General features: G+C 38.5%; 16 protein-coding genes, 1 tRNA gene and 2 pseudogenes. 10 read left to right on the top strand and 9 right to left on the bottom strand.

The window, feature by feature from the left end; genetic code table 11:
• Positions 1-7: 7 nt before the first annotated feature.
• The 7 genes from WAE57_RS09945 to WAE57_RS09915 all read right to left on the bottom strand — a co-directional run bounded on the left by WAE57_RS09945 (position 8) and on the right by WAE57_RS09915 (position 6,505).
• The gene (locus WAE57_RS09945; RefSeq protein WP_337710525.1) at positions 8-1,078 is read right to left on the bottom strand and encodes a branched-chain amino acid ABC transporter permease; all 1,071 of its coding nucleotides are present in this window, start codon (positions 1,076-1,078) and stop codon (positions 8-10) included.
• A 3-nt stretch (positions 1,079-1,081) separates the two neighbouring features.
• Positions 1,082-1,963 carry a branched-chain amino acid ABC transporter permease gene (locus tag WAE57_RS09940; RefSeq protein WP_237787873.1) on the bottom strand — a complete coding sequence of 294 codons (882 nt, stop codon included), beginning with the start codon at positions 1,961-1,963 and terminating at the stop codon, positions 1,082-1,084.
• 37 nt (positions 1,964-2,000) lie between these two features.
• A complete protein-coding gene (locus WAE57_RS09935) occupies positions 2,001-2,798 on the bottom strand; it encodes an ABC transporter ATP-binding protein (RefSeq protein ID WP_347343743.1) in 798 nt (265 codons plus the stop codon).
• A gap of 3 nt (positions 2,799-2,801) precedes the next feature.
• Positions 2,802-3,965, bottom strand: a complete 1,164-nt coding sequence (locus WAE57_RS09930) for an AMP-binding protein (RefSeq protein WP_337710523.1) — start codon at positions 3,963-3,965, stop codon at positions 2,802-2,804.
• Between the two features lie 511 nt (positions 3,966-4,476).
• Positions 4,477-4,632 (bottom strand): hypothetical protein, encoded by a 156-nt coding sequence (locus WAE57_RS09925; RefSeq protein WP_337710522.1) that lies wholly within the window; start codon positions 4,630-4,632, stop codon positions 4,477-4,479.
• Positions 4,633-6,135: 1,503 nt separating this feature from the next.
• Positions 6,136-6,360 carry a hypothetical protein gene (locus WAE57_RS09920; RefSeq protein ID WP_337710521.1) on the bottom strand — a complete coding sequence of 75 codons (225 nt, stop codon included), beginning with the start codon at positions 6,358-6,360 and terminating at the stop codon, positions 6,136-6,138.
• A complete protein-coding gene (locus tag WAE57_RS09915) occupies positions 6,353-6,505 on the bottom strand; it encodes a hypothetical protein (RefSeq protein ID WP_237787877.1) in 153 nt (50 codons plus the stop codon). Before WAE57_RS09915 ends, WAE57_RS09920 begins: the two co-directional genes overlap by 8 nt.
• Positions 6,506-6,621: 116 nt before the next feature.
• Between WAE57_RS09915 and WAE57_RS09910 the strand changes: the two genes are divergently transcribed.
• From WAE57_RS09910 to WAE57_RS09900, 3 genes and pseudogenes are all read left to right on the top strand, one after another.
• A complete protein-coding gene (locus WAE57_RS09910) occupies positions 6,622-6,897 on the top strand; it encodes a hypothetical protein (RefSeq protein WP_337710520.1) in 276 nt (91 codons plus the stop codon).
• Positions 6,894-7,487, top strand: coding sequence for a hypothetical protein (locus WAE57_RS09905; RefSeq protein ID WP_337710519.1), 594 nt, complete (start codon positions 6,894-6,896; stop codon positions 7,485-7,487). Before WAE57_RS09910 ends, WAE57_RS09905 begins: the two co-directional genes overlap by 4 nt.
• Positions 7,484-7,747 (top strand): annotated as a pseudogene (locus WAE57_RS09900) (hypothetical protein); the annotation flags it as partial. The gene WAE57_RS09905 and the pseudogene WAE57_RS09900, both read left to right, overlap by 4 nt.
• A gap of 85 nt (positions 7,748-7,832) precedes the next feature.
• Here WAE57_RS09900 and WAE57_RS09895 read toward each other — a convergent pair.
• Positions 7,833-7,908: transfer RNA gene (locus tag WAE57_RS09895), tRNA-Arg, on the bottom strand.
• A gap of 178 nt (positions 7,909-8,086) precedes the next feature.
• On the opposite strand from WAE57_RS09895, the gene WAE57_RS09890 reads away from it, so the two are divergent.
• From WAE57_RS09890 to WAE57_RS09860, 7 genes are all read left to right on the top strand, one after another.
• Positions 8,087-9,022: an ABC transporter ATP-binding protein gene (locus WAE57_RS09890; RefSeq protein WP_337710518.1), complete on the top strand. Its 936-nt coding sequence runs from the start codon at positions 8,087-8,089 to the stop codon at positions 9,020-9,022.
• The gene (locus WAE57_RS09885; RefSeq protein ID WP_086199852.1) at positions 9,019-9,792 is read left to right on the top strand and encodes an ABC transporter permease; all 774 of its coding nucleotides are present in this window, start codon (positions 9,019-9,021) and stop codon (positions 9,790-9,792) included. The genes WAE57_RS09890 and WAE57_RS09885 overlap by 4 nt, the downstream gene beginning before the upstream one ends.
• Complete coding sequence (queF, locus tag WAE57_RS09880) at positions 9,792-10,607, top strand: NADPH-dependent 7-cyano-7-deazaguanine reductase QueF (protein ID WP_337710517.1); 816 nt, start codon at positions 9,792-9,794, stop codon at positions 10,605-10,607. Before WAE57_RS09885 ends, queF begins: the two co-directional genes overlap by 1 nt.
• Before the next feature lie 26 nt (positions 10,608-10,633).
• Positions 10,634-11,284 (top strand): hypothetical protein, encoded by a 651-nt coding sequence (locus WAE57_RS09875; RefSeq protein ID WP_237787919.1) that lies wholly within the window; start codon positions 10,634-10,636, stop codon positions 11,282-11,284.
• Positions 11,285-12,062: 778 nt separating this feature from the next.
• On the top strand, positions 12,063-13,064 hold the full coding sequence (mltB, locus tag WAE57_RS09870; RefSeq protein ID WP_337710516.1) for a lytic murein transglycosylase B: 1,002 nt from the start codon (positions 12,063-12,065) through the stop codon (positions 13,062-13,064).
• A gap of 286 nt (positions 13,065-13,350) precedes the next feature.
• The gene (locus WAE57_RS09865) at positions 13,351-13,959 is read left to right on the top strand and encodes a septal ring lytic transglycosylase RlpA family protein (protein ID WP_086175305.1); all 609 of its coding nucleotides are present in this window, start codon (positions 13,351-13,353) and stop codon (positions 13,957-13,959) included.
• 249 nt (positions 13,960-14,208) lie between these two features.
• A complete protein-coding gene (locus WAE57_RS09860) occupies positions 14,209-14,664 on the top strand; it encodes an Mpo1-like protein (RefSeq protein WP_337710515.1) in 456 nt (151 codons plus the stop codon).
• Between the two features lie 33 nt (positions 14,665-14,697).
• On the opposite strand, the pseudogene WAE57_RS09855 reads toward WAE57_RS09860, so the two are convergent.
• A pseudogene (locus WAE57_RS09855) lies at positions 14,698-15,238 on the bottom strand (DUF3465 domain-containing protein).
• Between the last annotated feature and the right edge of the window lie 250 nt (positions 15,239-15,488).

Here is a 15,488-nt window from a genome sequence, read left to right as displayed (position 1 = left end):
AAAGTAATTAATAACGTAATGGCCAGGCTCTTAATCGTTGATAAAGCATGCGTAATAAACGGCTCAGACCTTCAGGCTCTTTGATGAGGAAATAAATAATCAAAGCACCAAAAATAATTTTTTGCAGATTTTGTAATAGCGCCTGGTCAATCCCCTGACCAAAAATAGCTTGGCCAAATACACTCAAAAAAATCGGAAGCAATACAATAAAAGCGGCACCATAGAAGCTGCCTGCTAAACTGCCTAGCCCACCAATAATAATGATGAATAGAATTTGAAATGAGCGGTTCAGATCAAGTCCATTCGCTTCAATTGTTCCAAGATAGGCAAAGGCCCACAGTGCACCGGCAATTCCGAGATAAAAGGAACTGATGGCAAATGCTAGTAACTTGGTTCTTCCGACTGGGATACCAATAGTGACGGCAGCTGTTTCCATGTCTCGGACGGCTCTAAAATTCCGCCCATATTGACTTTGTATAAGATTGCGGGCTAAAAAAGTCAGTACGACCACAATGCTCAATGTCAGCAAATAATGTTCAGCCGGACTACTCAGCGAATAACCCAATATTTCCATAGGTGGGACAGAAATCACCCCTGAAGCATTGTGATTAGTGAACCAGCCATACTGCGTGAATAACCAGGGAACAAAAAATTGAGCAGCCAGCGTAGAAACAATTAAATAAAATCCTTTAATTCTCAAACTAGGCAAACCCACCAAAATCCCAAAGACAGCGGAAATAAGTCCCCCCAAGAGAATACTCAGCAGTAACGGCAATTGAGGAACACGTAACTCCAGGTTATAAGTTGCAAATGCTCCCACAGCCATAAACGCCGCAGATCCTAATGACAATTGCCCTGCATAGCCAGTCAAAATATTCAACCCTAAACCTGCTAGTGCCAACACTAAATAAGGGACTAAAATGGCATTAAACAAATAGTCCGAACCCACAAAAGGCAGGAAGACAAAAGCGATTAACAGACCAAAATAGAACAAAATACGATGTTCTTTTAAACGAAAAATACGCTGTTCATCTTGATAATGCTGAGAATATTGTCCTGATTGACTAAAAAGAAACATATATTAGACCCTCGCAACTTGCTGCTGACCGAACAAGCCTGTTGGTCGTACCAATAGAAATAGGATAGCGAGTAAGTATGGGAACCAATTTTCTATACCTGAACCAATTAATCCGCCTAAATAGATTTCTGCGAGCTTTTCACTTGCACCAACAATAAGCCCTGCCACAATAGCGCCTGAAATTGAAGTAAAGCCACCGATGATCAACACCGGTAATGCTTTCAGTACAACCAGTGATAATGAGAATTGCACACCTAAACGAGCTCCCCACAATAGACCTGCAACTAATGCAACAAAGCCTGCTACAGTCCAGACGAGAATCCAAATTTTATTGAGCTGAATCCCAATTGACTGAGCTGCAAGTGGATCATCGGCAACTGCTCTAAGGGAAATACCAAAACGTGTCTTGCTAAAAAGTAAAGATAAAATGATGACTAAACTTCCTGCTATCGCAGTCGCAAAAAGATCAAATTTGCTGAGCATAATTCCAAAGACATCAATAGGGGTGTCAGAAATTCCCAGATCTAGACCATGAACCTGTGTTCCCCATACGGTTTGTGCAACACCCTCAATGACATAACTTAATCCCAGCGTTGCCATAAATAAGGTAATCACAGAGCGGTTAATCAAATGCCGTAAAATCAATGCATCAATCAGCAAAACTAAAATAAAAATCGAGAATAAAGTCACAATGAATGCGACAACGAATGGAATGCCGAGCTCTGTTAAATTAACAAAGGTCAATGCAGCAAAAAGTACTAACGCTCCCTGAGCAAAGTTAAATACTCCAGATGCACGATAAATCAACACAAAACCGATGGCGACTAAAGAGTACATAACCCCTGCGAAAGTCCCACCGAGTAATACTTCAAGAAAGAAAGACATGAAATAGACCTCAATTTTTTAATGAATTTTTATGTATTTAACTGGCGTCAATCTCTTGCATTCCCAGATAAGCACTCAACACCTCTGGATGTGCCTGAATATCTGCTGCTGAGCCGTCTGCAATTTTTTGCCCATAGTCCAGTACAACAATGTGATCCGAAATATTCATAACCACACCTAAATCATGCTCAATCATTAAAATAGTGATTCCCAAACACTGGTTTATCTTTTGAATAAAATTAGCAATACTTTGCTTTTCTTCATGATTCATACCCGCCATTGGCTCATCCAAAAGCAATAACTCAGGCTCAGCTGCCAAAGCACGTGCTAGTTCAACCCGTTTTTGCAAGCCATACGATAAGGTACTGACAATCTGCTCACGATATTCCTGCAAATTAAGCAGTTTTAAAATTTCTTCGACTTTATGACGTTGCTCATCATCATTTTTTTTAGCTTGTGGTAACGATAAAATGGCAGCAAATAACGAATACTTACTTTTTAATACTCGCCCCGCCAGGACATTATCCAATACCGACATTTGTTTAAATAAAGCCAGATTTTGAAAGGTCCGAGCGATTCCTAAATGCGGTGCATGCTTCGCTTTGTAATGATTAAGCAGTTTTCCTGACAAAATAATCTGGCCCGACTGTGGCTGGTAAATACCGTTTATAATGTTAATAACAGAACTTTTTCCTGCACCGTTCGGCCCGATCAAAGAACAAATATGTCCTTTATCTACCTTAAAACTCAGTTTTTTCAGTATTTTAGATGTACCAAAAGCCAGATCAATATCCTTGACTTCTAAATAGGTTGTAGTGATTGATGTCATACTCATCTCCTACTGCACTACGCTGACTGAAATTACTGTTGTCTCATGATTAAAGTCAGCAAACTGGGTGATATTCCATTCTGCCTGCTGTCCCCAATACTCTACTTTTACGCCTAAGTTTTCGTAAAAATGTTGAGTAATTTCATCAAGCCCTTCCCCTACAATCAAAGCTGTTTTTAATCGAGAAAATCCAAGCTCTTCCAAAATGGCTCGTTTGAATAATCCAAGAAGAATTTTTTGGAGAAGACTCAGCGGTAACTGCTGCTGAGCTTGCAGTAATACAGTGTAATAAGCTTTTCTGAGCCAACTGCCTGATTGTGGCAAACGTTGAATAATGAGCTGTTCAACACGCTCATAAGTTGACTTCGTTCCAAGTACCAAGGTAGGTGCGATCACTTGTCTATCCTGATCCCGTGTTTGCAAAGTCTCAGGAATATTTAAGCTGAATCCAGCAAGTAACCATGCTGACCACAAATAACGAATATGCCCAATACTTGAAAATGCTCGAGCAATAAATGCTTCTTCATCTTCATTTAGTTCATGGGTTTGAACCAGTAACTCTGCTTCCTGAATTAGATCTTGATGTGAGTAATCAATACTGAATCTTTGATTGTTTTCAAAATGTTCAAAACTAAATGCAAGTTGTGAAGCTGGAATATTTATACTGTTAAAATCAATCAATGGCGTTTTATTTTCAGCTAGCAAACTTGTCAAATCGACAATATGTTCATGCTGAATCTGCTTCAGATTATTTTGTTCAAGATAAAAAATATACGCTGGATCGCAATTTAAAGACTCGATTGAGACCAGCCACTCCAATTGCTCAACTAAAATATAGTCAGGTTTTAATGCTGCTAAATATTTGACAAAATCATGCTTAATGGAATTTTCAAAGCTTTGATCAAATAATTGAACCTTGCCACCTAATGCCTGTATGGCCAGACTGATTGCAACAATATCAACATTGGGACTACTACAAATTAAAAAAACCTGATCTTTTTTTAAACCCAATTTATCCAATGCTGATGCATATTTTTCACTTCTTTTTAGTAATTCATGCCAGGTCCATTGCTCCCATCGACCTAATTTTTTATGTCTGAGTGCTATTGCTTTCGGTCTAAGTTGTGCGTGATAAGCCAACAAAGAAATAAGACTGTGCATAGATGCCGACATTCTGCAAAACTTCCTCCTCATATCGTTTGTAAAAACAATGTGAGACTTGAATAAATATTGCAGTATCTATTTCAATTTATGTGCCAACTATCATTATCAATAATATCAACCACTTATTTAATAGACATACAGCGCCTTGTTTATTTTTTTTCTAAAAAATGTTGAACTACTGTTTTATATGCAACAATCATCAAAATTTTTGGCAGATAGATTTAAAATTTTCTTATTTTATAAGTACTAAAAAATAGCATTGCTACTAAATACGTCCGGCAAAAGTTACTTTGGTAATTTCAAATCAACGTCTGGAATTACAGTACTTGGTCTGAAATCAACTTTATAGCGATATGTACTCACACCTTTGCCATTAAGTTGCTCGGAGAAATAAGTGACATTATCGGAAATACCTCATGAGTGTTTCTTGAACTCATCCGCACCAGTCTTACAAGTCACATCAACTTTGCGCTCACCAACTGGATCAAAAGAACACTTACCTTCAATTGTTAAGATGTATTCACCAGTGATGCCATTGTAGAAAACAATACGGCGGATCTAGCTGAAAGTTGTCAGCTGCATATGACAAGTTACGCGAAGCAACTTGAGCATCACGCGAACAACCTACAATTCCAATTGCACACATCAAGCCAACTGCTAGTAGTTTTGCTTTCATTGATTCACTATCCTTTAGGCAATAAAAAAGCCCAATCAAATTAATGATCAGGCTTATGTTTTCTGGTTTGGTATTATTCAACTTCTTTCAAGCAATCCCGGCACACCTGGATTTCTTCATCATCAACCGTGTAATCAATTTCTGTTGCACCATTCAGGCCGAATAAACACATTAAGAATTGGAGCATAATTTTTTCCAAAAAAAAAGTCCCATGCGAGGGATGCATAGGACTAAAACAAGAGAAACTACAGCGTTTCAATTCGTTGGCGTATTATAAACATGTATTTAAAATATATGAATAGCAAAAACTACCAAATCTATAAAAAATGAAAGTTTATAAATAAAAACCAGAGTATTTTCATGCCTTGGTTTTTATACATATCCTAGAAAAAGAAAAGCCCCGACATATGAATGACGAGGCTTATATGTCGTAATACTTTCGACAAAATATAAAAATCTTCAATAAAAAACCTGCTTAACTCTCCCAAATTAAACAGGCCTAATTCCACTAATACCTTAGAATTTTTGGAGTTATTATTTGTTTTCACTAAATATAGGATTAAATTATTTCAACATTATTAAAATAAAAAAAACATGATTATTAATTTAATTAATCGCATTTTTTTTGATCAATTATTACTTAACCTCTTTCAAACAATCCTGACACACTTTAATTTCTTCATCATCAATCGTGTAATCGATTTCTGTCGCACCATGCAGGCCGAATAAACACATTAAGAATCGGAGCATATATTACCCTCAACGATATGGTCCCTTCATTTGTGAAGGTACCATCAGGATATTTTAATCATGGTGAAACAGGATTTATTTAATTCGATCTAAATAGCGACCATATGTAATCCATTTACACTTCCCACATTGCCACTCACTGCGAGCATTTAAATGGTTAATCTGATCCCCCATGAATAGTTCGAATCAGCTTGTAATCATGCTTACAAAAAATAGATTTGATAATTCTCTTAATCATACCCCACCATCTTGTTAACTGAATTCCCTACACCCAACTCACAATCTAAACATACAGTACTATTGGGAATTGGAATTAAATAAGGTCTACAGCTTTCCCACATGCAAAAAAAAAGCCCACTCAAGGAAAGTGATGTGGGCTTATAAACTAAGGACCTTGGGAGGTCATTCAGAAACTACAGCAGTTTCTATTGGTTATTTTGTACACTATTCAAATAGTTTTCACTGGCTGAATATTCCAAAAATTAAGATAATACAAAATAAATCAATATATTATAAAAACATAATTAATTATTTGTTAAATATTAAAAAAGTCCGCTTAACCTGGGGAAGCTAAGCGGACTAGTACGGGGTATCATCTTTTTTATTTTTATTGCACTTTCTCTTTGGAGCAAAAAAAATATATCACCATGCTTTGATTTACAAAGTATTGAGAATGCACAGGAACTGTTTTTACTCGTCTACTTTGGGTTATTTTTCTTTTTAAGGTATGGCAATTTTGATTTAAACATTACTTCATTTTTTGTCACCCTGAACTCTTTTTTTTGTTCCAGGATGAATAAAAGTATTTTCATCATTTAGACCAATCACCTTTTCATTAATCACTATTTGAGGCAAAGGTACACATACAGGTTTTGTTCCGTATTCATTGAAAATCTTTTCAAACACCCGCTTTACCACTATCTTCATACCACAACGACTTATAGCTTTTACTTCTTTTAATATAAAAATTTTAGACATTTCCAATAACTCTTTTTATTTTTTTCCAAAGAATTATAGAAGTGCCATCTTTCTGTGTTGTTAATTTTTTATATAAATTTGTGATCAAAAAAAATCTAGTGGCGGCAATTAATCTTAAACCACTACGAATAAGGGAAGCCGCCATAAGGTGCCCTGATATTGCTTACACAGAACATTTCTCAGGGCATTAAAAAAGCCCCCTATTTAGTGAGCTCTTAAATTCAATTCTTTGGCTTCCGTATATACACTTCAGCCTGATCTGTGGCATCGCACAACTTCATATTTTTGGATAGTCAAACCCCAGAGTTTAGCCACATCCCATCAACAGGGATTCTTTACCAACAGCCACCATCAAGTGAGCAGATTGCTAAGGCAAATAAAGTTGCCAAGGTTAAGGCGGTTTTAAAAGAGTTTGCTGCTATTTCTTTAATTGGCATCACCGTTGTTTCAACCCTATTTACAGTTCGCAGCTGTTCAGATGATGCAGATCGTCAAGCTGTGCAGGTAGTTAAGTTTCAGATGGAGGTAGGGAAATGAATGGTGCACATGAATATGCAGGTTTATTTAAATCTGCTCAGTATGGGAATCTCTACCTTCTTTCTCCTCACCATGCTCGTGGACAAACATTCCAAATATTTGTCGTTCCTGAAGGTTTTCAGATTAAACTAGGGGGAATTAATGCGCCACATGGTTGTATTGAGGTTTATGGAATTCTTGGTGGTCACCCTGGTTGGACTGAATTTTATGGTTGGATTCATAAAGGCCCTTGGCAGCAAGATTTCTACAAACTTGTAGCTGAGCGCAGAGCTGAAATAGAAAAGCTTGAGCAAGAAAAAGCAGAAGCTTTAGCTAAATGGGAAAAAGGAAAGAGTTGCAATGCAATTGGCAACTTATGGAGACCTATCATGAACGCTCAAACTAAACCTGAATTGTTCGCTCCTTGTTTTCCGCTGCTGAATATCGACCTAGTGAAAATTGAACCGGCTCGTCTTGATGTTCTGGTTGATCAGGTGGCTGCTGACCTTGTGGGCTTATCGAATGCTGACACCACATCAACAGTAAATACGCATTGGATTACTTTTATGAAGATGCCAGATATAGAAAGTTGTATAGAGGTGAATCAATGACAGCAATGGCAAACAGGGGTAACTTTATTGTTGCCCTACCACCTTCAGACATTTGGTTGACAGATAATCAGGCGGCAGAATTTTTAAGTTATGAAAAAGGATATTTCAAAGCATCTATTATTTGCTTAAAAGGATTCCCAAAACCAAAGTATGTTACAGAAACTGTAAAAGGCCGAAGATGGAACTTGAAAAAATTATCTGACTGGTTAAATGAAAGGCCGGAAGATTTGAAAAAAGCAGTAGGTAGACCCCGGAAAATATGGCAGGGTTTTTCTTGTCTAAAAAAATGGATTACGCCAATATTACGCCAAAGTATATATAAGTTATTGATTTTATAATAATTTGTGGTACGCTCAGCGGGACTCGAACCCACGCCACAGGCTTCGGAGACCTGTACTCTATCCAGTTGAGCTATGAGCGCGCGTGCACATCATAACAAAAAAATCAGCAAGGTAAAGCAACTATATAGAACTCATCATTTTTTGTGCTTACACTTTGATCAATGTTCCAGAATTGCAACACACAATTCCTGCTTATTTACTTGGTTTATTCAGCCAGATCACTCACAATACTCATACTATTCACCAGGTGAGAATTTCATGACTGATGCATTGACTTTGAAGGACGTATCTAAAACCTATCGCAACGGTTTTCAGGCACTTAAAGGTATTAATTTAACGGTACCCGATGGTGAGTTCTATGCCCTTCTTGGTCCTAATGGTGCAGGAAAATCAACCACCATCAGCATTATCAGCTCACTGACAAAAAAAACCTCCGGTACAGTGGAAATTTTTGGCCACAATCTGGATACCCATCCTTCAGCAGCAAAACAATGCTTAGGTGTGGTGCCGCAAGAATTTAACTTTGGCCAGTTTGAAAAAACCTTTGATATTTTGGTCACTCAAGCCGGCTATTACGGTATCCCTAAAAAAACTGCAGAAAGCCGTGCTGAAGAATATCTGGAAAAATTAGGCTTATGGGAAAAACGCGGTATACAGGGGCGCATGCTTTCTGGCGGGATGAAACGTCGCTTAATGATTGCCCGTGCCATGATGCATCAGCCTAAACTGCTGATTCTGGATGAACCAACTGCCGGGGTCGATATTGAACTGCGTCGTTCCATGTGGGATTTCCTCACAGAAATGAATGAAAAAGGCACATCTATTATTCTGACTACGCATTATCTAGAAGAAGCTGAAATGCTGTGCCGTCGCATCGCCATTATCGACCGCGGTGTAATTAAGGAAGATACCAGCATGAAATCTTTCCTCAATCAGCTTAGTGAAGAATCCTTTATTTTCGACTTGGTTGAACCGATTCAACCGCTGCATCTGGAAATTATCGGCGTTCGTTTTAATTTAATTGATCCTGTCACCTTAGCAGTGACTATGGACAAAGCTCATACCTTGAACGAACTGTTTCAACTTCTGGAAGCGCAAGGCATTCAAGTCCGCAGTATGCGTAACAAGTCGAACCGCCTGGAAGAACTGTTCGTGAAAATGGTCGAAAAAAATCTTGATGGAGCTGCGCAATGAACTTTAATCAACTCAGCGTTGCGCTCTATACCCTTGTGCATAAAGAAGTGCGCCGTTTTATGCGCATCTGGCCACAAACCTTATTGCCGCCTGCCATTACCATGAGTCTGTACTTTGTGATCTTCGGTAATCTGGTCGGTTCTCGAATTGGCCAAATGGGTGGCTTTAGCTATATGCAGTTTATTGTCCCTGGCCTGATCATGATGGCGGTGATCACCAACAGCTATGCCAATGTGTCTTCCAGTTTTTTTAGTGCCAAATTCCAAAGAAGCATTGAAGAACTGATTATGAGTCCGGTACCTTTACATATGGTGCTTTGGGGCTATGTGATTGGTGGGGTGTGTCGTGGTGTACTGGTCGGCATTATTGTGACTGCCATGAGCATGTTCTTTACCGACTTATATATTACCAACTGGTTCGTAACTATATATACAGTACTTATTACCTCCTTCTTATTTTCATTAGGTGGTTTTATTAATGCAGTTTATGCAAAATCATTTGATGATATTTCAATTATTCCCACTTTTGTGCTGACTCCACTCACCTATTTAGGTGGTGTATTCTATGCCATTAGTGCTTTAAGTCCTTTTTGGCAAAATCTCTCTTTAATTAACCCGATCGTATATATGGTCAATGCCTTCCGTTTCGGCATTCTGGGTCATAGTGATGTCAATGTTTCCATTTCATTGACTGTTATTACCCTATGCTGTGTTGTGCTTTACGGTATAGCTTACTATTTACTTTCTCGTGGTTCAGGAATGCGTGAATAATGAGTGTAGAACATTCTCTATTAGGTAAAGACACCAATTATCCAACAGAATATCAGCCCGATATTCTGTTTCCCATTGCACGTGCACAAGCGCGTGAAAAATATGCCCATGTTGAAGGCATTCAGCAAGGTAAAGACTGGTGGCATGTTTTTGAAATTTCCTGGCTCAATGCGACCGGCATTCCTCAAGTTGCGATTGGTCGTATCACTTTGCCAGCATCTTCTCCCAACCTGATCGAATCAAAATCATTAAAGCTCTACTTTAATAGTATGAACTTCACCCAATTTGATTCAAAAGACGCTTTTATTGCAACAGTTGAAAAAGATTTATCTGCGGCAGCAGGCGCTCCTATCACCCTGACTCTATTTAAGACCGATGAGTTAACCATTGCCCAACCGGAAGGGATCTGTATTGATGATTTAAGCCCTGAACGCTTAGAGAATCATCCAGACCCAACTTTATTAAAGTTAGATTCAGAAAATAGTGAACAAGTTGAAGTTCAACTCTATTCGCATTTATTACGCAGTAACTGCCCAGTCACTGGCCAGCCCGATTGGGGCACAGTTTTTATTCGATATCAGGGTAAAAAACCTTGTTATCGCAGTATTTTAGCTTATATTATTTCTTACCGTCAGCATAATGGATTCCATGAACAATGTGTGGAACAGATGTTTGCCGACATCTGGCAAAACCTTGCTCCAGATAAACTGATGGTATATGCAACTTATACACGTCGTGGCGGATTAGACATCAACCCTTGCCGTGTATCGGATGCGACATGGATGCCTCGCCCCATTCGTTTGGCGCGACAATAAAATGAAGAATATTGAGGTTTTTTAACATGCCATTTTTTGGTTTTATTCCGACTGCAGAATTATTAACCAGTATTCAAACAGCTCAGGAAAAGAGAAATTCCAGCGAACCGCTTTACCCTTTACGCGACAAAACAGCATTGCTGATTAATGAAGAAATCATTGATGCTATTTTGACTGAGCTTGTGCGTCGTTTTCCAGCCAGTGATAAACGTGATACAGCTGAAAAACTTGCGGGTTATATCAAATCAACCGTTGCTGTTTTATTGAAACAGTTAATGAGTAAATCTTCAAATGATGTGGTCAAGCAATCGATTGAGTTTTCTGAAAAAAGCTTGTTTAAAGATGCTGAAGGCAACTTCCGCGTAGGTGAGTCATTAGATGCAAGCCTGGTGACTAATCTTAAGCATAGTTATGCGGAAATCAAAGCCGGGAATGACGTCAATAAGGCAGCGCTCACGGAATCGTATAAGCAATTTGCTGAAGCGACTGTACGTCATTTTATGAGCGACTTTAACAAGACCCTTGATTTAGGCATGATTAAACGCAAAGCGGCAGATCTTGGTTCTGCTGCAGTGATTAAAGCCGTGCATATTGCAGTGGATAAAATCATTCCAAATCTGAATAAAGATGAGTTGAAGGCACTTGCTGAATATCACGATACTTTATTCCATGCTTAAGCATTTATAAAACCATCGAAAACCTAGCCATGGCTAGGTTTTTTATTGTCCAATTTCATGCTCAAATGATAAAGAATTCATCATTTTATGAGCCTTTAACTTGACTCAATTCCTACTTTACGATTTTTACTGTATTGATTTCAGAAACATCTTCTGCATTACTTTTTTCCTTTTATTTTTATATCCAGATTATTGCTATATAAAGTGATGATGAAAGTTGAATTCTGCCCGATTTTGTTTTCTCTTAGAGTATGACTTATTCCTAAATTTTACCTATTCCAACTTCTATAGCAAGGTGAATAAAGAGCAAGATTAAACTTCCACATCCTTAGCTATTATTGATACGTAAGTGTGCTATTTCTAACTTTTTAAATAGTGATAAAGACTGACGGTTTTTCAACCAAACACCATTTGAAAATGTCCAATCGTGACTAAATTCCTTACTCGAAACCGAGATAGCTCGTATTATGATAAGTCATGTAAAGATTAGGTCAGATTGATGAAAATTGCTCAATTTTTTTATTGTTCTGATCAGGATAATAAAGCCCGGCTTAGAGTATCCGCCTGAGAGGTGGATTTACGCGCAGTCTCTCCATGTTTGTCTTTTTTTGTATGCATACTTGTTGATATAGCCTTGGTCAATGCTATCTTAGCCCCTTAGAAAAATTCCGTTATCTTTCATGAGATGGATTTTCGGCAATTATATTTGTAATGCTGTCTTTTAGCATCGTGATGTCGATTTACACACACTGATTATGTTTTTGGAACTTTGAGTAATATGTTAAGTATCAACTTTTATAACAAAATGAAACGTCTTCCTTTACTTCTCGGTGCACTTTCCATCACCAGTTTCTGCCAGGCCAATGATTTTTACAACGATCCTGCTTATAACAGCTTTAAGCAAAAAACCATGCAGACCTATGGCTTAAGTGCAGAACAAGTCGACTGGGCCATGAATGGGTCAAAAAACCTGCCTAATATCATCAATATTATGAATCGCCCTGGGGAAAGTAAGCCCTGGTACGAATATAAAACCAATTTTATGGCCGAAAGCACCATTCAGCGTGGGGTGCGCTTTAAAACTCAGTATGCCGATACCTTAAACCGTGCCGAACAGCAGTTTGGTGTACCACAGTCGGTCATTTTAGGCATTTTAGGGGTAGAAACCGGTTTTGGGGCCAATAAAGGCAATTTCATCACCCGAGATGCCTTGGCGACCCTAGGTTTTGGTTATGAACGTCGTGCGCAATATTTTCAGGATGAACTCGCGGCATTGATTGCATGGACCTATAAAGATGGGGTACCTGCCAGCTCGGTGGTAGGATCCTATGCCGGTGCCATTGGCTATCCGCAATTTATGCCGAGTAACATTACGAAATTGGGGGTGGACTATGATGCAAATGGACATATCGACTTAAGAAATTCTGCCGTGGATGCCATTGGTTCTATTGCCAACTATTTGGCCCAACATGGATGGCAACGTAACCAACCGATCGGCTTTGCTGGCCGCTATAGCGGCAATAATCCTACTTCTATTATTGCCAAAGATTTGGAACAACCTACTCCCTATGGTGCCTTAAAAAGTCAAGGCATTACTCCAACCAATCCGATTGTAAAAATTGATGACCTGGATATGGTAAATATTATTCAACTTCAAGATAGTTATGGCCCTATTTACTATATTACTTATCCAAATTTTCAGGTGATTACGACGTATAACAAGAGTCGAATGTATGCCACAGCGGTATGGCAATTAGGCACTGAAATCGCCAGCCGTTAAGGCTGGCTTTTACCAAAAAGTAATAAAGTCAATAATTTTTTTTATAAATTAGCTCACAAATTAGACCTTTTACATACAATGTTACAATATTGATCATATTTTGATCAAAAAACGATGTATTTCTGTGGTTTTTGTAATTATTTTAATTAAAGAGTAGACAGCTTTAGCTTGGCATGAATATTATCCATCTCGTCGAATGTAGTTGCAAAAGAGAATTAACAGACTTGATAGCTTAATTTTCAATCGCTTAATTGAAATAAAAGCAACGGTCTTTAGGAGTTTAATAATGCAGTCTTCAATAAAATATATTTTAGCCTTATCGGCCACTTTTGCCCTGAGTCAGTCTCAAGCAGAACTGGTACAGTCATCATTCAATACGGATCATGACAACTCACGTTTAGCCACGCGTGTATTAAATAAAGATGCTCAAACGTTTAACTCGCACTTTTCAAACTTAAACAGCCTCTCAATCACTGAGCGTTCTGGTGATAAAATTCGTCGTCAAACCATTGCTTCGAAAATTGAAATCCCTAACGATGAGCCTTCAGTGATTGAAAAGCTAAATACTGTCGCATCTAACACAGTACGTAAATTTAGCCAGACTGGTGCCGCTTCTTGGTATGGTCGTCAATTCCACGGCCGTAAAACTGCAAGTGGTGAAACATACGATATGAATGGTTTGACTGCAGCTCACCGTAGCTTGCCATTGAACTGTTATATTCGCGTAACCAATAAAAACAATGGTAAGAGCGTAGTCGTAAAAGTAAACGATCGTGGCCCATTCCATGGTAACCGTGTTCTAGACTTGTCTTATGGCGCTGCAAAACAGTTAGGTATTACCAATGCAGGTACTGCAAAAGTGAATATCGAACGTGTAGATGGTCCAAATTCATAAGAACTTGCCAGACTCCTGATACATTTGACTTAAAAGCCACCTCTTGTGGCTTTTTTAATGCCTGGCCAAAAGTGCAATCCCTCCGCCTTCTCCCTCACTTTGTGATGCAGCATCACTCCACCGTGCATCATATGAGTGATGAATTGCTGGTGCTGAATTTTGAACGGCACTGTTTTCTCGTTTATATTTTATCTCAATAAAAAAGGTTTAGATTGATGGATGCTCATCAATAAAAAACTGGAGTGAAAAATGAAAACAATGACAGAATGGTTAGATGAATATAGTGAGAGCCATCAGAACAAAACCAACAAAGCCATTCACTGGGTTTGCGTGCCCACCATCCTGTTTTCCATTATTGGCATTTTGGCTCATTTCAGCGCGTTATTGACAGCCCTACTTTTGATTTTAACTTTGCTCTTTTATGCACGCCTAGACTTAGTCCTTGCTGTCGCAATGACTGCTCTTATTGCAGTCATGGGATGGCTCATTTTTATTTTACCTGTAGGAACAGGATTTTATATTGCGCTTTTCATTTTAGCCTGGATTGGGCAATTTTACAGACACAAAGTCGAAGAAAAAAAGCCTTCATTCTTCAAAGACCTCCAATTCCTCCTCATTGGCCCTGCATGGTGCATGAATTCTTATCTAAGCAAACTACTACCAAAATATAAAACACGTCAAAAATCGCAAATCAACGCAATTTAAGACCCATTATCGTTTTAGCCTTCTGAAGAACCTTTATTGATAGGTTCTTCCTTTATATTCAACCAACCATCCACATGTCTTTGTTGTGGATCATGATGAGTCCAGTGAATTACACCACCTTTTTCAGAGTATTCATATTCCCCATAGAACTCGACTGCATCCCCCTTTTGCAAACCATCAATACGCGGACTTAAATCAATATTGTGAGCGACCAATACCGTTTGCCCATTACCCAATTCCAAAATAAACTTTTGATGACGTGAACCGTTATTATCATCCGCTAAAACCGCTTTGACTCGTCCGGTAGCCCATACCTGAATATTGCTTAACTTGCTTTCATAAGCTTTTTGAATAACACGTATACCCGCTTGATTTTGGCTGTCTTGACCCGGCTCTGCGGTTTGGTGCTGTGTGTCATATTGTTTTGGAAGCTGTGTATGAGGAGTTTGCTCTGAGGATGGTTGAATAATGGGCGAAGCTGATTCATTTTTTGCTGGTTTTGTTCCAAACCCAAATAAGTAACAACCAGTATTGCTGCAACCAAACCAATACCGATATTTGTTTTATTCGACATCATTATATTTTTACTTATAAGCATCGTGTTTTATAAGGTTTTTATAAAGCTTAGATTCTCAGATGAAGTGCAACAGAGATTAATTTAGCCAGGAAGCAAGATGAGATAGCATTTTGCTTCCAGACCGACCAAAGTCAAAGTTGCTCAATGAACTATTCTCATCTCACTCAAGAAGAAAGATATCAGATTTATGCTTTATGACGTGAAGGTTTTTCCACAGGTCATATTGCCCGCAGATTGACCCGTGCTT

Source organism: Acinetobacter sp. NS-4, from assembly GCF_037402435.1.
Classification (GTDB): domain Bacteria; phylum Pseudomonadota; class Gammaproteobacteria; order Pseudomonadales; family Moraxellaceae; genus Acinetobacter.
Note: the sequence above shows the minus strand (reverse complement) of the source record. Positions and strands in the feature narration are given on the sequence as shown.